At 40.0% G+C, this 20,306-nt stretch carries 17 protein-coding genes; 15 read left to right on the forward strand and 2 right to left on the reverse strand.

What is annotated here, in order from left to right:
- Positions 1-303: 303 nt before the first annotated feature.
- From PG766_RS12465 to PG766_RS12505, 9 genes are all read left to right on the forward strand, one after another.
- Positions 304-1,299: an ROK family protein gene (locus PG766_RS12465; protein WP_118199221.1), complete on the forward strand. Its 996-nt coding sequence runs from the start codon at positions 304-306 to the stop codon at positions 1,297-1,299.
- Between the two features lie 388 nt (positions 1,300-1,687).
- The gene (locus PG766_RS12470; RefSeq protein ID WP_118199220.1) at positions 1,688-2,716 is read left to right on the forward strand and encodes a zinc-dependent alcohol dehydrogenase; all 1,029 of its coding nucleotides are present in this window, start codon (positions 1,688-1,690) and stop codon (positions 2,714-2,716) included.
- 9 nt (positions 2,717-2,725) lie between these two features.
- Positions 2,726-3,118, forward strand: coding sequence for a VOC family protein (locus tag PG766_RS12475; protein ID WP_021652508.1), 393 nt, complete (start codon positions 2,726-2,728; stop codon positions 3,116-3,118).
- An 18-nt stretch (positions 3,119-3,136) separates the two neighbouring features.
- Positions 3,137-4,501 carry an MFS transporter gene (locus tag PG766_RS12480; protein WP_118199219.1) on the forward strand — a complete coding sequence of 455 codons (1,365 nt, stop codon included), beginning with the start codon at positions 3,137-3,139 and terminating at the stop codon, positions 4,499-4,501.
- Complete coding sequence (locus tag PG766_RS12485) at positions 4,485-5,465, forward strand: carbohydrate kinase family protein (RefSeq protein WP_117835842.1); 981 nt, start codon at positions 4,485-4,487, stop codon at positions 5,463-5,465. Before PG766_RS12480 ends, PG766_RS12485 begins: the two co-directional genes overlap by 17 nt.
- A 263-nt stretch (positions 5,466-5,728) precedes the next feature.
- Positions 5,729-5,902 carry a hypothetical protein gene (locus PG766_RS12490; protein WP_021739259.1) on the forward strand — a complete coding sequence of 58 codons (174 nt, stop codon included), beginning with the start codon at positions 5,729-5,731 and terminating at the stop codon, positions 5,900-5,902.
- Between the two features lie 217 nt (positions 5,903-6,119).
- Positions 6,120-7,118, forward strand: a complete 999-nt coding sequence (locus PG766_RS12495) for an aldo/keto reductase (protein WP_118199218.1) — start codon at positions 6,120-6,122, stop codon at positions 7,116-7,118.
- 84 nt (positions 7,119-7,202) lie between these two features.
- Positions 7,203-8,150 carry a hypothetical protein gene (locus tag PG766_RS12500; RefSeq protein WP_118199217.1) on the forward strand — a complete coding sequence of 316 codons (948 nt, stop codon included), beginning with the start codon at positions 7,203-7,205 and terminating at the stop codon, positions 8,148-8,150.
- Between the two features lie 30 nt (positions 8,151-8,180).
- On the forward strand, positions 8,181-9,503 hold the full coding sequence (locus PG766_RS12505) for an MATE family efflux transporter (protein WP_118199216.1): 1,323 nt from the start codon (positions 8,181-8,183) through the stop codon (positions 9,501-9,503).
- Positions 9,504-9,543: 40 nt separating this feature from the next.
- Here the strand turns inward: PG766_RS12505 and PG766_RS12510 are convergent, their stop codons facing one another.
- Positions 9,544-10,434 (reverse strand): AraC family transcriptional regulator, encoded by an 891-nt coding sequence (locus tag PG766_RS12510; protein WP_008369393.1) that lies wholly within the window; start codon positions 10,432-10,434, stop codon positions 9,544-9,546.
- 158 nt (positions 10,435-10,592) lie between these two features.
- On the opposite strand from PG766_RS12510, the gene PG766_RS12515 reads away from it, so the two are divergent.
- Positions 10,593-12,278 (forward strand): alpha-glucosidase, encoded by a 1,686-nt coding sequence (locus PG766_RS12515; RefSeq protein WP_118199215.1) that lies wholly within the window; start codon positions 10,593-10,595, stop codon positions 12,276-12,278.
- On the opposite strand, the gene PG766_RS12520 is transcribed toward PG766_RS12515, so the two are convergent.
- The gene (locus tag PG766_RS12520) at positions 12,279-12,560 is read right to left on the reverse strand and encodes a hypothetical protein (RefSeq protein ID WP_118199214.1); all 282 of its coding nucleotides are present in this window, start codon (positions 12,558-12,560) and stop codon (positions 12,279-12,281) included.
- A 267-nt stretch (positions 12,561-12,827) separates the two neighbouring features.
- Between PG766_RS12520 and PG766_RS12525 the strand changes: the two genes are divergently transcribed.
- From PG766_RS12525 to PG766_RS12545, 5 genes are all read left to right on the forward strand, one after another.
- Complete coding sequence (locus PG766_RS12525) at positions 12,828-13,817, forward strand: guanosine polyphosphate pyrophosphohydrolase (protein WP_118199213.1); 990 nt, start codon at positions 12,828-12,830, stop codon at positions 13,815-13,817.
- A gap of 134 nt (positions 13,818-13,951) precedes the next feature.
- A complete protein-coding gene (gene rlmD / locus PG766_RS12530) occupies positions 13,952-15,115 on the forward strand; it encodes a 23S rRNA (uracil(1939)-C(5))-methyltransferase RlmD (protein WP_270590921.1) in 1,164 nt (387 codons plus the stop codon).
- 310 nt (positions 15,116-15,425) lie between these two features.
- Positions 15,426-17,348 carry an ABC transporter substrate-binding protein gene (locus tag PG766_RS12535; protein WP_243014475.1) on the forward strand — a complete coding sequence of 641 codons (1,923 nt, stop codon included), beginning with the start codon at positions 15,426-15,428 and terminating at the stop codon, positions 17,346-17,348.
- A 204-nt stretch (positions 17,349-17,552) separates the two neighbouring features.
- Complete coding sequence (locus PG766_RS12540; protein WP_008369366.1) at positions 17,553-18,533, forward strand: ABC transporter permease; 981 nt, start codon at positions 17,553-17,555, stop codon at positions 18,531-18,533.
- A gap of 11 nt (positions 18,534-18,544) precedes the next feature.
- On the forward strand, positions 18,545-20,302 hold the full coding sequence (locus tag PG766_RS12545; protein WP_117556473.1) for an ABC transporter permease subunit: 1,758 nt from the start codon (positions 18,545-18,547) through the stop codon (positions 20,300-20,302).
- Positions 20,303-20,306: the final 4 nt, after the last annotated feature.

The raw sequence follows: 20,306 nt of genomic DNA on the forward strand, positions 1-20,306 counted from the left end.
GGTATTCGTAATATTGCAGAAGAGATTGTGTTAAAAGAATTGGTGTATATCTAAAGCATGGAAAGCTCCTTCGGGAGTTTTTGGCTGTTTATAAGATAAATTCTGTCGGAGATTTATTATAAAACATTACTTTACAAGAAGAATAAAAAAGCATATAATTCTTTTATAATATATTTAATAAAAGAGGGTAAGAAAACGGAAAATAAAGATAAGAAAAATACAACAAGAAAAAAAATAATTAATTATGTTCTAAACAATCATGTTACATCCAAGGCGGGAATTGCAAAAGAGTTAAACTTGAGTATGCCGACTGTGTTAGCAAATGTGAATGACTTGTTAGAAAAAAGGGTGTTGGAAGAAACTGGGGAATATGCTTCAACCGGTGGAAGGAAGGCAAAAAGTATAGGGATTAATAAGTCATACTGTCATGCAATGGGAATTTTGATTACAGCGAATCATATAGAAATGGTATTAGTAAATCTTGGAGATGAGATTATAAAAAAAGATCGCATCCGTTTAAAATTTACGGCAGAATTATCCTATTGTACAGAGGTGGCACAAAAGGTCAAAACTTTTCTTGAAGGCGAAGCAGCGAAGGACACGCTACTTGGGATTGGAGTGGCGATTCCAGGAATTATTGATCAGAAAGAACGGATTGTTTTAAAATCCCATGCTTTAGGTATAGAGAATTATAGTCTGCGCTTTTTAGAGCAGGCGCTGGAAATTCCAGTATATTTTGAAAACGATGCTAATGCTGCAATGCTTGCAGAAAAAAAGCAAAAGTATCCAAATGCGATATATCTGTCTTTGAACCACACCTTAGGAGGTGCATTCTGCATAGATGGAAAGCTGTTTCGAGGGCAAAACCAGAAAGCAGGGGAGTTTGGTCACATGATACTCGTTCCCGGTGGAAGAAAGTGTTATTGTGGTAAATCAGGATGTGCAGATGCATATTGTGCTGCAAGTGTACTGACACAAGATAACAGGCAGTCACTGGATGCATTTATGGAAAAAATTGAAAGTGGTGATGAAAAAAATTTGCAGACATGGAATGAGTATCTGGATCATCTTGCTGTTTTGATATCAAATCTGCGGATGGCATATGATATGGATATCATACTAGGAGGTGATGTGGGAGGTGTATTGTCAGATTATATGATACCACTGGGAGAAAAAGTGATGGCATATAATGGCTTTGAGCATGATGTTTCATACTTGAAAAATTGTTCGTATAAGAAAGAAGCGTCGGCTGTTGGAGCCGCGAAATACTTTTTTACAAAACATATGGTAGAATTGTAAATTTTTTGAACGAAGATAAGCAGTACACCGCATCTGGTGTGTAGGGTAAGGGGATGTTTAGTCTGTTGGAGTTAAAAGCTCCCACTGACAGGTTGCAAAGCGAATCCGGATGTCCGCTTTATATGTGTGAAAAACGAGAAGTTGTGTAAAATTAAAAAAAGATATTATAGTAAAAAACGGAAAGAAAACAGTAACTACGGTTTTCTTTCCGTTTTTTTTGCGTGTTAATTGTGAAAAATATACAAAAAATGTGTTTTGAAATTATGAAATATATAAAAATATGAAAAAACATATTGACAAATTGTGTTTGCATGGTAATAATATAATTACTTTGATAAAACATTTTATAAAACACAAAATAAAACAACATAAAAAGGAGGAAACAATTATGTTACAGCAGGTAATGACAAATCCAGGAGAAATTATTTTCAGAGAGGTTCCGGTTCCGGAGGTAAAGGAAAATCAGGTGTTGGTAAAGATTATGAATATTGGTGTTTGTGGATCAGATATTCATGTTTATCATGGAAAACATCCGTTTACAAAATATCCGGTAACACAGGGACATGAGGTTTCCGGTGAGATTACAGAACTTGGCAAAAATGTCACAGAGTTTCATGTGGGACAGAAGGTGACGATAGAGCCGCAGGTATATTGTGGACATTGCTATCCATGTCGTCATGGGAAGTATAATCTCTGTGAGGAATTAAAAGTAATGGGATTTCAGACGACAGGAACAGCATCTGAGTATTTTGCAGTGGATGCATCGAAAGTAACACCGATTCCAGAAGATATGTCCTATGAAGAAGGAGCTATGATCGAACCTCTTGCTGTGGCAGTTCATGGTGTAAAACAGATAGGTGATGTGGCTGGCATGAATATTGCAGTCCTTGGAGCAGGACCGATTGGAAATCTCGTGGCACAGGCAGCAAAAGGAATGGGGGCAGCGAAAGTGATGATCACAGATATTAGTGATCTTAGACTGGAAAAGGCAAAAGAATGCGGAATTGATGTGTGTGTGAATACCAAAAATAAAGACTTCGGTGAGGCAATGATCGAAGCATTTGGACCGGATAAGGCGGATGTAATCTACGACTGTGCCGGAAACAATATCACAATGGGACAGGCAATTAAATATGCAAGAAAAGGAAGCACGATTGTACTGGTGGCTGTTTTTGCAGGAATGGCAGAAGTAGATCTTGCAGTGGCAAATGACCACGAACTTGACATTAAGAGCACGATGATGTACCGCCATGATGATTACATAGATGGAATCAGATTGGTAAATGAGGGCAAAGTTCATTTGAAACCGCTCATCTCAAAGACATTTGCTTTTAAAGATTATCTGAAAGCATACCAGTATATTGATGATAACCGCGAGACAACGATGAAAGTAATTATCAACGTCAGTGAAAAGTAAGGAGTTCGTATGGAAAATAAATATGGAATTGTCGGAGTTGCCCATATCGGGCTTCCGACAAACGATTTACAGAAAACAGTTGAGTTTTATAAGAGTCTTGGATTTGAAGTGATTATGCAGTCTTATAATGAAAAAGCAGGGGAAAAAGTGGCATTTTTACAGATAAAAAATTACTGTATAGAGACTTTTGAAAATGGGCAGGCGGCAATGTCAGACGGTGCATACCAACATGTTGCACTTGATGTGGAAGACATTGAAAGTATGTATCAGAAAATCTGCAATGAAAAATACACAATTATTACAGACGGAATCGAAGAACTACCATTTTGGGAAAATGGTGTGAAGTTTTTTATGATTAAAGGACCAAATGAGGAAAGAATAGAGTTCTGTCAGAAACTCTGATAAAAATAGGAGGAACATATGGGAAGCGAAAACAAAAATGGAAAAGTATCGCTGATCAGTAAGATTGCATATGGGTTTGGTGATGTTGGATGTAATTTCAGCTGGATGTTTGTCAGTAATTTTCTGATGATATTTTATACAGACGTGTTCGGAATCAGTATGGCGGCTGTGTCAGCACTTATGCTTTTTTCAAGATTCTGGGATGCAATCAATGATCCAATCGTCGGGGGACTTACGGATAAAACAAAATCGAGATGGGGACGGTACCGTCCATGGCTGTTAGTAGCGGCACCAATTACAGCGATTCTTCTTGTTATGACATTCTGGGCAAGACCCGACTGGCCGCAGAATGGAAAGATCATTTATATGGTAATTACATATTGTCTGCTGGTTTTGGGGTATACCTGTGTGAATATTCCATATGGAACCTTGTGTGGTGCTATGACACAGGATATTGATGAACGTGCAAAAATAAATACATCCCGTTCGGTTGCGGCGATGATTGCAATTGGTGTGTTAAATATTATTACAGTTCCACTGCTCAGCAAATTCGGCAGTCATAGTGCAAAGACAGGATATCTGACGGTTGCGGTCATATATGGATGTATTTTTACAGCCTGTCATTTCTTCTGCTTTGCGAAGACGAAAGAGGCAGTGATTACTCCGGAAAAAGAAAAAATTTCTGTAAAGATACAGTTGAAAGCAGTCATGCAGAACAGACCATATCTTCTTGCATTGGCAGGACAGATATTATTTGGATTTACATTATATGGTAGAAACGCAGATATTCTGTATTATTTTACATATGTGGAAGGGAATGCCTCCTACTACACAACTTATTCGATGTGCATCATTATTCCTTCTATCATCGGGGCAGCCTGTTTTCAACCATTATTCCGCAAGTTGAATAACAAAGGAAGAACAGCATCTCTCTTTGCTTTATTTACAGGAATTTCCATGTTGTCTATGTTTTTCTTCAATGCCAAAGAATCACCGGCTATTTTTTATGCATTATCTGGTCTCACACAGTTTTTTTTCTCTGGATTCAATACCGCAATCTATGCAATTATTCCAGACTGTGTGGAATATGGGGAGTGGAAAACCGGACTTAGAAATGATGGTTTTCAGTATGCATTTATTTCACTTGGAAATAAAATCGGAATGGCAGTTGGAACAGCACTTTTGGCAGGATTACTTGGAAAATATGGTTATATCGCAAATCAGACACAAAATGCAATTGTACTTTCAATTATGAAACATGCATTTACGACGATTCCAGGTGTACTGTGGATTGTGACTGCGGTTGTATTATTTTTTTACCGGTTAAATAAAAAACGTTATAACGAGATTGTGGAGGAACTGAAAAATGGAAGAAAAAGTTGATATCGTGGCATTGGGTGAATTGTTGATTGATTTTACGGAAGCAGGACATAGTCAGGATGGGAGAAAATTGTTCGAACAGAATCCCGGCGGTGCTCCGGCAAATCTTCTAACCGTTGCAAGCCACTTTGGGTATCGCACATCTTTTATTGGAAAAGTTGGAAACGATATGCATGGTAAATTTTTAAAGAAGACATTGCAAAAGGAAGGAATCAATACAGATGCTATTGTTGAAGACCCGGGTTATTTTACAACGTTGGCATTTGTGGAAATCGGTGAAAATGGAGAACGGAATTTTTCTTTTGCAAGAAAACCGGGTGCAGATACACAGTTAAAAAAAGAAGAACTGGATCAGACATTAATTTCAGGTTGTAGAATTTTTCATTTTGGATCATTATCGTTGACAGATGAACCGGCAGAAAGTACAACGATTGAAGCGGTAAAAATGGCAAAAGCAGCGGGTGCACTTATTTCCTATGATCCAAATTATCGCCCGTCTCTTTGGAAGAACAAAGAGCATGCAGTGAAAAAAATGAGATCTGTCATAGAATTGGTAGATGTCATGAAGGTATCGGATGAAGAGAGTACTCTGTTGACAGAGGCGAAAAGTTATGAGCAGGCTGCAGATCAACTCCTTGCTATGGGACCAAAGCTGGTTGCCATTACATTGGGAGAACAGGGCGTTCTTATGGCAACAAAAAGCAGAAAAGAAATCATCAAAGCATTTCAGATACATGCGGTCGACACGACTGGGGCAGGTGATTCATTTTGGGGAGGCGTATTATGCAGTCTCCTTTCTATGAATAAGAATGTTGAAAAAATGGAATGGGAAGAAATCAAAAAGTGTGCTGTTTTGGGAAATGCAGTTGCTGGATTATGTGTGCAAAAGAGAGGTGGAATCCCTGCGATTCCGACGAAAGAGGCAGTGTTTGAATTTATGTTCAAAAAGCTTATCAGATGTTTGTAGACAATCTGAAGAAAAGTGCAACAACAAGAGCGTGCATATTTGCAAGCTTTTTTGAAAACTGTCGTTTGGTAAAATCTATTCTATTTTTAAAAGCTTTGCGATAAAATATGTTCTGTGAATCATTCACAGTATTGTATTTTGAGGAGGCTTCATTCATGGTGAGTGAAGTCTCTTTTATTTTGCACTGTATAATGGAAAAAGTTTTGGTTGAACAGCAGTTGGAATAGTGAACGCATGCGTTCACATTTTATAACTAAGAAGTAATGGATTGGAAAGAAAATAATCAAGAACTTATTGTAGTATTATTAACCTTTGATACAGACGAAAAAGGTGGAGATGGTGGGGTCAATCCTAATGCTACATATACCAACTGGCAGTGGCATTTAGTGAAAACAAAAGATAAAAAGAATTGGGAAATAATCAGTTGGGGTTATTAATCGATTCCGGTTTGATGAATTCATGTGGCTTTTGAAATGGTAAAGTGATTTTATTTTACTTATTCCGGAGCGTGGTATATACTAATAGGTAGAGTAAGTAACGCACAGATGTGACAAAATTGTCTTTTTAAATATAGACAGCCTTGTGAGGGAACGCTGTACGATTAGGATACTGCATAAAAAGCAGGAAAGAATAACGAAAAACGGAGGAATTAAAATGAAATTTCAAAAGCTTGGCAACACGGACATCGATGTTTCTGTGGTTGCATTAGGTACTTGGGGGCTTGGCGGCGGAAGTGTCTGGACAGACGGAGATTCTACAGTTGAGGACGCGAAGAGTCTGCTTGATATTTGTCATGAACATGGCGTGAATTACATCGATACCGCACCGGTGTATGGCACAGGAGTAAGTGAGGAACTGCTTGGTAAGGCACTGAAAGGCAGAAGAAATGATTTTGTTTTGCAGACCAAATGCTCACTGAACTGGAGAAATGAGGGCGGTAATTTTCATTATGAACGAGACGGTTATACCGTTAACAATGACACCCGCGCATCAGCAGTGAAAAAGGACGTGGAAGACTCTCTGCGCAGAATGGGAACCGATTATCTGGATTCTGTTATCGTACATTATGTCTGCGGCAGCTTTCCGGTGGAGGAAACGGTTGGAGCATTGGAAAATCTGGTTCGTGAAGGAAAAATCCGTACTTATGGACTTTCTAACAGTCAGCCGGCAGATCTGTCTGCATATCAGGAAGCTGGCGGAAACGTATCCGTTGTGCAGGAATTTTTCAGTATTCTCTCTCCTTTCCATGGCAGAGAATATTTTGATCTGTGTAAAAAGTATAACACGGTATTTCAGACCTATGGTGTGTTGGAGGAAGGATTTTTAACTTCTCCTGCCTTTATGGACCGTGAATTTGCAAAAACCGATATCCGATCCAGAATACCTTGGACAGATCCGGAGAAAAAAGAAGGACTTCGCAAGGCTTTTGAAATCTGGAAACCGCTTTGTGAGGAATATCATTGCAGTTTTGCAACGCTGGTAGAAGCCTGGGCACTATCTCAGTATGACCGAATGAGTCTTCTGGTTGGAATGCGAAAAGCTTCCAGTGTGGAAGATACTGTAAAGTGTCTGGATATTAAGTTGCGTGCCGAGGACATCAAATGTATGGAGGAAGCAGTAAAGACAATTCAGGTTGCGGTTTTGGACAAATAGAAAACTGAAAAGGTGGAAAGGATCGGGAGCGTGTATCCGATCCTTTCTTTATCCGAGAATAGATAGCATGAAAGGAAAATAAGTATGAAAGAACCTATGATGGCAGACAGCCATGAAATCACAGTTAGAAACTATAAGCAACCGATGCGAAATCGTCTGATCATGATGCTGATCTGCATTGGGATTGCTCTTATATCATTTTTTGTTGTTTCCAAATGGGCAACTTCTGTCGAATCGTACCGTTGGGTTATCAAAACGCTGAATGGATTGCAGAAAAAAGCACTTGGGCTTTCCGGAACAGCAACCGCTCTTGCAACAGGTGCTGCAGCAATACCGGGAGAAGCCGCAACTCCGATCGCGAATAAGCTGGCAGATGTCGCAGGCTATATGGTGATCGTTTATGCAGTGATCATTGTTGAAAAATATTTACTGACTATCACCGGGTATATTGCATTTAAAATCTTATTTCCTATCGGATGCGTGCTTCTGGCAGCAGGCAACTTTTTGAAAAACGGATGGAAAGAATTTATCTACAGAATCGGAATCAAGAGTATCATTCTGGGTGTTCTTTTGTGGGGACTGGTTCCTACCAGTGCATGGGTGACGAATATGGTAAATGAAACCTATGCAAAGTCCTATGAAGCTGATTTTACACTGGAAGATACGGAAGAATTATTAGATGAGGGAGATACCTCTGCAAACGCAGACAAGAAGGATGAAGCACAAGAAACGAAAGATAAAAAGTTTTCTTTCAGTGAATTTCTTAATAATGCGAAGGATAAGGTTGATGATGCGATTGATGCGGTAGGTGATGTCGCTACAGAAAAACTCTCTGCTTTTGAGGATGGATTAAACAGAATTATAGAGGGCGTGGCAGTGCTGCTTGTGACAACCTGTGCCATTCCGGTTCTGGTCATGTTATCATTTACCTGGATTCTGAAGGGAATAATGGGTTTAAAAATTCCATCTATTACTCTTCAGTCAGTGCCAAGGGTTTCTGAAAGAAAAAGAAAGAAAACGGAAGAGAATTAATTTTAAATTTTACCGAAGGAGAGGAATGAGATGACAAAAGATCTGACAACCGGGAAAATCATGCCGATTCTTGTGAATTTCACTGTGCCGCTTGTTTTGGGAAATCTGTTTCAGCTGACTTATAATGCGGTGGACAGCATCATCGTAGGGCATTTTGTGGGGAAAGAAGCGCTGGCGGCAGTTGGTATCTGTAATCCGATCAGTACGCTTATGATACTGTTTTTAAATGGATTATGTATGGGGGCAAGTATCCTCATGGGAATTCAGTATGGGGCAAAGGATTATAAGACTTTGCACAGGCAGATCAGTACAACCATGTTGTCGGGAGTAGTTTTTTCATTTTTTCTGACTTTATTTTGCGTGGTATTTGCTGTACCGATTCTGCATCTGCTGCAGGTAGATGCATCGATTATGGAGATGACACGGCAGTATTTACGGATTATTTTTCTGGGATTAATGTTCACCTTTTTGTATAACTTTTTTTCCAGTACCTTAAGAGCTTTGGGAGACAGTGCATCGCCTTTGTATTTCTTAATTATCAGTGCAGTCCTGAATATATTCGGAGATCTGTTTTTTGTCATTGTACTAAAGGCAGGAAGCAATGGATGCGCCATTTCAACAGTGCTTAGTGAGGCACTGTGCTGCCTGTTCTGTATTATTTATATACAGAAAAAAGTACCGATTCTTCGTCTGGGTAAGAAATGGCTGGTATTCGATTCACGTTTGCTGAAGAAAACAATTGCTTACGGATGGGCATCTGCCATGCAGCAGGCCACCGTGCAAATGGGAAAAATTGCGATCCAGGCGCTGGTTAATACTATGGGAGTTTCCGTGGCTGCAGCTTTTGCGGTGGTCAATCGGATTGATGACTTTGCAATTACACCGGAACAGAATATTGCCCATGCCATGACGGCACTTATGGCGCAGAATAAGGGAGCCGGAAAAAATGACCGCATGCGGGAGGGATTTCGTTGTGGGATGATTCTGGAAACTGTTTATGGAGCAGCTGTTATGGTGATTTGCCAGGTATTTGCCGGAGAACTAATGGCACTTTTCGTAAAAGATGAGGAAGTAATAGGACATGGTGTCATTTATCTGCATCTGATTGCTGTGATGTATATTCTTCCGGCCGTTACGAATGCAATTCAAGGATTCTTCCGTGGAATCGGAGACCTGAAGGTGACACTGATGAGCAGTTTTACAAATATGGCAGTCCGAGTCATTGCAGCAGCACCTATGATTTTGTTGTGGAACTTTGGAATTGAAGCGTTGCCATATTCCTATCTGGCAGGCTGGGTTGCCATGCTTTTGGTAGAAACGCCTTTGATGATTCGGATTTATCGTAAAAAATAACAGGATTTAAAGAAAATATAAAATCGCTCAGGGAATGAGCTTATACAGAATCCAGTTCTAATCTTTTTATAAAAGCCAGCGGTGTCATATGGTATTTTGCTTTGAATGCTCTGTAAAAATAAGAAAGATTATGAAAGCCAACAGATAAAGATACCTCTAATATGGAGGTGTTACCGTGTTCAAATAACTCTACCGCTTTTTCCAGTCTGATATTGTTAATATACTGAATGCAGGTCATATTCATGTGTTTTTTGAAAAAGCGCATAAAATGATACTCGCTGAAATAACATAGCTTTGCAAGTTCAGAAACCGACAGAGCTTCTGCATAATGCAGATCAATATGATCAAGTACAATTTTTAATTTGTCGGAAGAGTCTGATTCCGTGGAGAATCTTGTGCTACTGTACTGGAGCAGAAGAAAAAGTGTCTGCAGCAGATAAGATTTTATGGCGAGTTCATATCCAAACATCCGGGTATCGTAAAGGGAGGCAAGCTGTGCAAAAGACTTGCAAAGAGAATCATATGCAGGATGATCCGCGGTAATGAGACAGGGTAAAGATAATTCGTGGTTTACCATGGGCGTAAGGTAGCGGGTAGAACAGATGTCTGCAGTATTTCCTCCCAAAAGATTCATATGGAATACATAGGTTTCCGAACAGAAGTCCTGACTGCTTTTCAGGATAATGGAATGCAGCAGCAGGGGAGGAATAAACAGGATATCCCCGGTACTTGCCTCATATTCAACTAAATCGATCTGGTAGACACAGGAACCTTTTGTTATAAGGGTAAGCTCTGCTTCCTCGTGCCAGTGCATTGTTATGACAGGTGCTTCTTTTGTCAGCTTTGTAATATACTTCTGGATTGGAAAATAAACTTCTCCATGTTTGATATTTTCTTTTTGCTCCGGTATAAGTGAATGTGGCGTTTTCATTTTTTGTCCTCTCCATAATAGCAGTATTGTGTTATATAATGAAAAAATAATGCAAGATTTGTCAAAAATAAGATCTTATAATAGCAGTATAATACAGCTAAAGCAATAACGCAATGGCGAACAAATACTATGATTATATATGAAAGAGGTTGATAAAAATGGGAAAAAAGTGGTGGCATGACAAAGTAGCGTATCAGATTTACCCAAAGAGTTTTCTGGATACAAATAGAGACGGAATCGGAGATCTGAGAGGAATTATTTCTAAACTGGATTATCTGAAAAAATTAGGAATCGATATTATTTGGTTATCACCTATTTATAAATCACCATTTGTAGACCAGGGATATGATATTGCGGATTACTATGCAATTGCAGAAGAATTCGGAACAATGGAAGAATTTGATGAACTGCTGGCAGAAGCAAAAAAACGAGACATGCATATTATTATGGATCTGGTTATTAATCATTGCTCTGATAAACATGAGTGGTTTCAGAAAGCACTTGCTGATCCAGATGGAGCGTTTGCGGATTATTTTTATTTCCGCAAGGGAAAAAACGGCAATCCACCGAGCAATTACCGTTCCTATTTTGGAGGAAGCTGTTGGGAAAAGGTACCGGGAACGGACAAATATTATTTTCACATGTTTGCAAAGGAACAGCCGGATCTGAATTGGGAAAATCCGAAGTTACGGCAGGAACTGTACAAAATGATCAACTGGTGGCTGGAAAAAGGTCTCTCCGGTTTTCGAATCGATGCGATCATAAACATTAAGAAGGATCTGAACTTTCCTGATTTTGCACCGGATGGGAAAGATGGTCTGGCAAGCTGCTGGAAGATGGTTGAAAGTGTAGACGGAGTAGGGGAGCTGTTGGAAGATCTGAAAAAATCAACTTTTGAAAAGTATGATGCCTTTACAGTCGGAGAAGTATTTAACATGAAACCGGATGAATTACCGGAATTTATTGGAGAAACCGGTCATTTTTCAACGATATTTGATTTTAGCGCCCATACGCTCACTGATGGAGAACATGGATGGTATGATGCTCCGAAGCTGGAATTTGCGAAATGGAGAGCTGCGATCATTCAGGCACAATTAGAAACACAGAAGTATGGCTTTAAGGCGAATATCATTGAAAATCACGATGAGCCAAGAGGGGCATCCAGATTTTTGCCATCTTATGCTCAGACACCGGACGGAATCAAGATGCTTGGTACCATAAGCCTTCTCCTCAGAGGAATTCCTTTCATTTACCAGGGGCAGGAAATCGGTATGAGAAATGCCAAATGGAACAGCATGGAGGAATTTGATGATATCAGTACAAAAGACCAGTATCATACTGCCCGTGAAGCGGGATTATCGAATCAGGAAGCCTTGGAAGTATGCAGCCGTATGAGCCGTGACAATGCAAGAACACCGATGCAATGGACGAGCGGGGAAAATGGCGGTTTTACAAAAGGAACTCCATGGTTAAAGGTAAATCCTTTATTTAAAGACGTGAATGTGGAAGCTCAGGAACAGGATCCAGATTCAGTTTTGAATTATTATCGCAAACTGGTTGCACTGCGTAAATCGGATGAACTGAAAGAAGTATTTACCTATGGAGAATTTCTTCCGGAATATGAAAATGTGGACGGAGTCATGGCATTTTACCGTAAAGATGAATCCAAGTGTATTCTTGTGGCTGCTAATTTCGGAAAGGATGCTGCAACAATCAAACTGAAGAGCGAAATCGAAAAAGTATGGTTATCGAACCGTATAGATGGAACGGTAGATTGTGAAAAGGATTCATTGAATTTACGGAGCTGTGAAGTGGTTGTTCTGGAGCTGGAAAACCACAAGTAACTAACTATATAACTCCCGGATCTCTTTTTGAATCAGACGTCCAGCTGTTTTTGAAAGCTGATCAATCTGGCGGATCCTGGTAAATTCTTTTCCGTAAATCTGTTTAGCATTTGTCACTTCGCCATCGTTTCCCATAAAGACGGCGGATACATGAATTCCGTTTTTGCGAAGCGCTCTTACCTCTGCTGCAGTATCCTTGATGGCAGTATGTTCTTCGTAAGCAGATCCGAAAGGAGCATTTGATGTCGGATATTTGATTTTTGATTTGATTGCCGCTATCATTATCTCCTTTGGATGCTACACTCCGGTAACACTATTCAGTAAAACAAAACCAAAAGTAGATTACTGATGATTCTGAAGACATGTGCGTATATGTGGATCATTGCTATGGGGCTTCAGCTTTTATTTTAGAAATATGATAAATCAGGGATTGACCTTGCTGGATTATATGCAGCAGATCAATCCCTGCTTCTATTTAACAAAACGGTATCCAATCCAGCCAGATTCTGCTATACTGTATAAGAAAATCAAATAGAAAGGGTGGAACGTATGATCACATTAAATGACTATTTATATTCAGGTGATACGATTTTTCGGATTTTAAGAAATTATACAGTGGATCTGAAGAAAGAAGCAAAGAAGAATCACAATGAAATAGATCTCATCCATTCCAATTTCCTGATCCAGTTCAGGGAACTGCTTGAACACAATGATTTCCTTACTGCACAGTCGCAGAAAATCAGGGATTTTTATAAATACATGGTACAGGAATATCCTCTGCTTGCTTTTACTTTTAAAGGAAGGATCAAGTCCCTGATCCGCGCAGAGGAAAAATTCAACGGGTATATTGTAGAATATATTTATGATTATTATGAAAAACATCATACCTATCCGCCGGTGCCTGACCTAAGGGAAAAACTGAGCTGCTTTCGGGATATTATCGCATACCGTCTGGTAATTTCTCTTCCAAAATGCCATATCAGGGATGACAAACTGCGAGAAGAAGAGGAAATCAAGTATTTATACAGGATCGCGAATGTTCTTCCGGGGTTTCTGGAGGAAAGAGGATTTACGGCAGAATCTGCAAAAGGGGTGCTTGAAAGTACATCTCCTTTTATGGATGAGGCGGTGAAACCTTATTATCGGGATTATATTTCCAATGGAAGCGGAGGCAGCTATCAATCACTCCACATCACGTTTTATGATAACTGTTCGAGAAGTTACATGGAAGTACAACTGCGGACAAAGAAGATGGATGATATAGCGGAGATTGGAGCGGCAAATCACCAGGCCTACGAGAAGGAACAGGAAAGAGTCAGGGCAAGAAGAGAAGCTATTCCGGAAGGAGAATGCATTTATTTTGATGAGGCATACGAAAGAGGAATGCGGCTTCTGGGGTTGGAACTGAAGGATCTGGAAGTTAATATGTTTGCTGCGGCAAATAATAGTCTCATCAATGACGGATGCGGATTATACAGGGGGAGACTGATCCTGCCGTATGAACATTTATCAAGATTCCAGACGGATCTGAATGATTAAAAGGATTATAATAAGAATGAATACATCAGATACAAAAAAAGCATATTACCATCTCCAGGTCAGAGAAGAGTTGTATCTGGATAATATGCCGGATCTCTTTTGAGAAAAGAATAAAAAAAGAAGAGAGGTAAAAAATGGAAGAAAAGAAAAAACAGACAGAACCGGAAGCCTGTAAAGTGGCAAAAAAATGCGGAGGATGCAAGTATCAGGGAGTGCCATATAAGGAGCAGCTGAAAAAGAAGCAGAAAATGGTGAACGCTCTGTTGTCAAAATACGGAAAAGTAGAACCGATCATCGGAATGGAGAATCCGTATTATTACAGAAATAAAGTACACGCCGTATTCGACAGGGACCGAAAGGGAAATATCGTATCCGGAACCTATGAAGCGAAGACACACCGGGTCGTTCCTGTTGAAAACTGTCTGATCGAAGACAAAAAGAGTCAGGAGATCATCCGGACGATCCGGGGACTTTTGAAATCTTTTAAGATCAAAACCTACGATGAAGATACAGGATATGGCCTGTTCCGTCATGTGCTGATCAGAAGAGGGTTTAAAAGCGGAGAGATTATGGTGGTTCTGGTGCTTGGATCACCAATCCTTCCATCGTCTAATAATTTCGTAAAAGCACTCAGAAAAGAGCATCCGGAGATTACAACGGTTGTCCTTAATATCAACGACAGAAAGACCAGTATGATCCTTGGGGAGAGAGAAAAAGTGTTATATGGGAAAGGATTTATCCGGGATGAACTCTGCGGGTGTACTTTCCGGATTTCACCAAAGTCCTTCTATCAAGTAAATCCGGTGCAGACGGAGATCCTTTATCAGAAAGCGATTGAATTTGCACATCTGACAGGGAAAGAAAGCGTGATCGATGCCTATTGCGGAATCGGAACGATCGGTCTGATCGCATCGGGACATGCAAAAGAAGTAGTCGGTGTGGAACTTAATAAGGATGCCATGAAGGATGCAATATTAAATGCAAAAGAGAATCAGATCCGGAATGTGAGATTTTTCCAGGGAGATGCCGGGGAGTTTATGGAGGCGATGGCAGCAGAGGGAAATAGTATGGATGTGCTGTTTATGGATCCGCCGAGAGCCGGAAGTGATGAAAAATTTATGGCATCTGCAGTGAAGATGGGACCGGAGAAGATCGTGTACATTTCCTGCAATCCGGAGACACTGGCAAGAGATCTGAAGTATCTGACAAAAAAAGGATATCAGGTAAAAAAGATACAGCCGGTGGAAATGTTTGCGTTTACGGAACACGTTGAAACCGTCGTACTCTTATCGCGATAACAAAAAGATTGATGAAAAAAAGCAGAATAAGCGTTCTGCTTTTTTGTTTTTAGTCAAATGTCAACATTTAACAATTTGTTAAAAATGCACAAATTGTAGACTGTTAACAATCTGAATGTGTGTGAATGAAAAACAGATATCGTCCATATATGTAGTAAAATCCGTCCATGAAAGACTTGTTTTTTTGTATACAATAAAAATACGTCGTATTTCACAAAAATGCACAAAAACGAAAACGATAATAGATGTTTAATTGGTAAAATGTTATAATTGTCTTAACACAAAGTTTACATTTATGGAGGAATGCAAAATGAAAAAGAGAATGATAGCCCTCATGCTGGCTGGTATCATGGTATTCTCGGTCACAGCCTGTGGCGGTGGAGGAGCTTCCAGCAAGAACCAGAATAATCAGGATGATGGTGAAAGCAAACAGGTTGGAGTAGAGGTAACCGAAGATATGCAGAGTGCACCGCCGGAAGATGCACCTGTAGGAGGACAGGTTGTAGTTGCAATTTCACCAGGTACCTTATCACCGGATATGTACGGCGGATGGACAAATAGTGCAACGAACTCTGGATTTATCGGACTGATGAGTGGTTACGCCCTCGCTGATTACAATCGTGATTATGTTCTTGATTGGGACCCGGTTGTCGTAAAAGATCATGAAGTGATCGAGAATGACGACGGAAGCAAGACATACCGTTTTGAAATCAACGATAACCTGAAATGGAGTGACGGTTCTCCGATTACAGCAAAAGATTATGTATTCAGTCTTCTGCTTCACTCTTCTCCGGAATTTGCAGCCTGTGAAGGTGATGCAACATACGGATGGGCTTTAGTTGGATACAACGATCATGTACAGGGAACAACAAAAGAATTTGCAGGTGTTAACCTTCTTGGGGATTACGAATTTTCTATGACAATCAGTGCAGATCAGCTTCCGAACTACTATGAGATGGCAAATGTTGCCTATGGACCGGAACCGCTTGCAGCAATCGCTCCGGGATGCGACGTGAAGGATGATGGAAACGGAGCATACCTCACAGACGGATTTACAGAAGATCTCATCAGAGAAACCTTACTTGATCCGGATAAAGGATTCCGTTACAAAGCACCGGTTGTATGCGGACCTTACAAATTAAAGAGTGTTGACCTTACAACTGAAACTGTTGAACTTGAAATCAACGAAGAATACCTTGGAACATATGATGGAACAAAACCACATATCCAGACAATTATTTCCAAACCGGTTGCAGATGAAACAATCCGTGACGAATTTGAAAAAGGAACAATTGATTTCTACTCAGCAGGTACAGGAGAAAAGATCGAAGCTGCTTTAACAAAAGTAGAAGAAGGAAAATTAGATGCAAACTATGGTCTTGTACCGGGAACACGTATCAACGAGATGCGTTATATGTGTGACTTTGGACCGACACAGTTTGAAGAAGTAAGACGTGCAATCGCTTATATCGTAGACCGTGATGAAATCAACAAACAGTTAACAGGCGGATACGGTACAGTGGTAGACTGTTATGCAACAGATGCTACAACAGATTTTGCAGCAATCAAAGATGATATTGAATCTGAACTGATTCACTACTCATATGACCTTGATAAAGCAAAACAGGAACTCATCGATGGTGGTTGGACACTGAACGAAAAAGGTGAAGAGTACAAAGAAGGTACAGACAAATACCGTTATAAAGAAGTAGATGGTGAATTGATGAAATTAAAAGTTGAAGTAGCATGCTGCGAAGATGACTACTCAAAACTTTACAACACAGTAATCCCACCGGAAGCAGAAAAGATCGGTATGGAATACAAATACACATCTATGGACTTTGCTCTTATGATCAACCATTTGAATCGCCAGGGTATCGATGAACCAGAATATAACATTTTCTACAGTAGTATCGGAATTCCGGAAATTCTCTTCTACTGGAACTGCTTCGATGACGATCCGAGTTTAATGGGAAGCTGGAATGTTAACTACATTTCCGATCCGGAATTAAAAGCAATCGGTAAAGAGATGCAGAAAGTTGATTCTGAAGACATTGACGGATTCAGAAAATTATATGGAGAATTCCAGCTGGCATACAACAAAAAACTTCCAAGTCTTCCAATGGGATCAGGAGTTTCTTATATGTTCTTCAATCCGAAGCTTAAGAATTTCGTTCCTAGAGCTCATGTGGGATGGGGAGCAATGGTATTAGATGCATACTTTGAAGAATAAGCATAAAGGATTCATCAGAATAGATCAATTCTATTAACTTTTGATATGCATGACAAAACAGGGAGGACAGAACAAAGGGAAATGTTCTGTCTTCCCGTATCTTTTCTTTATACGAAAACAAAATTATGGTAATGGTTCGGACAGAATCACATGTCATGAATAATTCAGGAATAACTATTTCATCCAGAAGGAGAAAACTACATTATGGCAAAATACATATTGAAAAGACTTGGTTATATTATTATAGTATTCTTCCTGCTTTCCATCTTACTGTTTGGTATTTTTAAAATGGTACCTGGTGACCCTGCCAGACTTATGGTCGAGGGACAAAAGCAGAGTGTTTCACCGGAACAGTATGAGATGCTTTATCAACAGGCAAGAGTACGTCTCGGACTTGATAAACCGATTCCGGTTCAGTATTTAAGCTGGATGGGAAATATATTACAGGGAGATTTCGGTTACTCTACCGTATATCGTATTCCGGTTAAAGAACTGATCGGACCTCCGATGAAAAATACAATCGCCCTGAACGTTGTATATTATATTTTCCTTTTCGCAATCGGAATTCCGCTGGGAATCAAATGTGCGGTAAAAAAAGACACGGTGTTTGATACATCACTCCAGGTAGCAACTATGATCGGTATCAGTATTCCTTCATTTATTTCGGCGCTGATCTTTATCTACCTGTTTGCAATTAAAATTCCGATCTTTCCAATCAGTGGAATGGTCACAACGGGTGCAAATTTTACAGGCTTCCGTGCATTCTTAGATTATTTATATCATATGGCACTTCCTATTATTGTATGTCTGACAGGTATCGGTGGTCTGATCCGTTATGTCAGAGGAGCTCTTCTTGATGCATTATCTATGGATTATGTAAGAACAGCCCGTGCCAAAGGTCTGAAAGAAAAAACTGTTATTTATAAACATGCGTTCCGTAACGCGATGATCCCGATCACAGGCTGGATCGTAGGCTCTATCGTAGGTATCTTTGGTGGAGCGGTTATCATTGAGACTCTGTTCTCATGGAAAGGTGTCGGAAAACTTCTGATCGATTCCTTGAACCAGCATGACTATACAGTCGCACTGTCCATGCAGATGTTTTACATTTTGTTAGGACTTGCTGCAAACCTGATCACAGACTTATGTTACTGTATCGTTGATCCAAGAATTAAACTCGATTAGGAGGAAGACAAATGTTATTTGGAAAGAAGAAAGAAAAAGAGCAGCGTTCCGTTCTTGAAGAAGAACAGATGCAAAGTCCTTTTCGTACGATTATAAAAAATCTGCTGGAAAACAAACTGGCTATGGGAGGATTGATCGTATTTGTATCAATTTTTGCAATGTGCTTCATCCTTCCGATCTGGTTTCACCAGGATTTAAACTATCAGGATCCAACACAGAAAAATATCGCACCGGGATTTTCATTTCTTTCGGTTCCGTCAGATTTAAAAGACAATGCCGAAGTGATTGAATTTGGTCCGACATATGGTGTAGGAGTAGACAAAGACGGTTACGTTTATGAGTGGGGACAGTTAACGAAAAACCTGAAAAAAATTCCGGCTGATATGGGAAAAGTTGTTGATATCGCAGTTGGTCAGGACCACGTGCTAGCAATCAACGATAAAGGTAACTTATACACCTGGGGCTTCAACCGAATGGGTCTTAATGTGATTCCGCCGGAACTGAAAGGCAAAAAGATTGCTGATATTGAAGCAGGATATCAGGTATCCGTTGTTGTAACAGAAGACGGAAAAGTTGTTTCATGGGGAAATACAAGTGCAGTTGATATTTCTACAGCTAATGTAAAGGACGAAAAAGTCAAAGAAGTAAAAGCAAATATTCAGACAGCCATTGCCCTTACAAAGGATGGAAAAGTCATCTCGCTTGCAAAGAAAGAAACTGCTTTAGATAATGTACCGGAAGAGATTCAGGGAAAAGTAGAAAAAATCGCTTTAACAGATAAAGCAGCAGCAGCTGTATTAAAAGATGGTACTGTAAAAGTCTGGGGAAACAACCACGACCATATTTTCTCCGTACCGGAAGAAGTGCAGGGCAAAGCAGTGGATATTTCAGGTGGACGTAACCATCTTGTTGTTGTGACAGAAGATGGAAACGCAGTAGCCTGGGGCGGAAATGAAAACAATCAGGCAAAGGTTCCTGCTAAGGCAACCAATATTGCAAAATTAGCTTCCGGCTATTATCAGAACTGTATTATCAAAGAAGACGGCTCTGTTGTGACATGGGGACTGAAAGGTTACTTACTTGGAACAGATAATCTTGGAAGAAACGTATTTTACCGTATCTTAAAGGGTGGACAGATGACTATGACAGTCGGATTCATCGCTGTTATCATCCAGTTCGCGATCGGTATCTTAGTAGGGGGTATTTCCGGATACTACGGTGGAACTGTGGATATCCTTCTTATGCGTCTGGCAGAGGTTGTCGGATCCCTTCCGTTTATCCCGCTGGCACTGATTCTTTCAGCTTTGATCGGAAATAAAGTATCTGATGTCGGAAGAATCATCATGATCATGTTGATCCTCGGTTTCCTCGGATGGACCGGTATCGCAGGTCTTGTCCGTGCACAGGTGCTTGCAGAACGTAACAAAGAATTCGTTGTCGCTGCAAAAGCACTGGGTGTAAGAGAAAAGAATATTATTTTCCGTCATATCGTACCGAACGTAATGACGATCATTATCGTACAGGCAACAATCTCATTTGCAACCTGTATGCTGACAGAATCCGGATTATCCTTCTTAGGATTCGGTGTTGCAGAGCCAATTCCTTCATGGGGAAATATGCTGAACAACTGTCGTTCTTCAGAAGTTATCTCACAGTACTGGTGGAGATGGGTATTTCCGTCAGTTGTATTAGGACTTTGTACTGTAAGTATCAACTTGTTTGGTGACGGACTTCGTAGAGCAGTTGACCCGAAAGCAAATGAAAGGTAGGAAT

Source organism: Coprococcus sp. LG101-27 (assembly GCF_027695515.1).
In the GTDB taxonomy this organism is placed as follows: Bacteria; Bacillota; Clostridia; order Lachnospirales; family Lachnospiraceae; genus Allocoprococcus; species Allocoprococcus comes.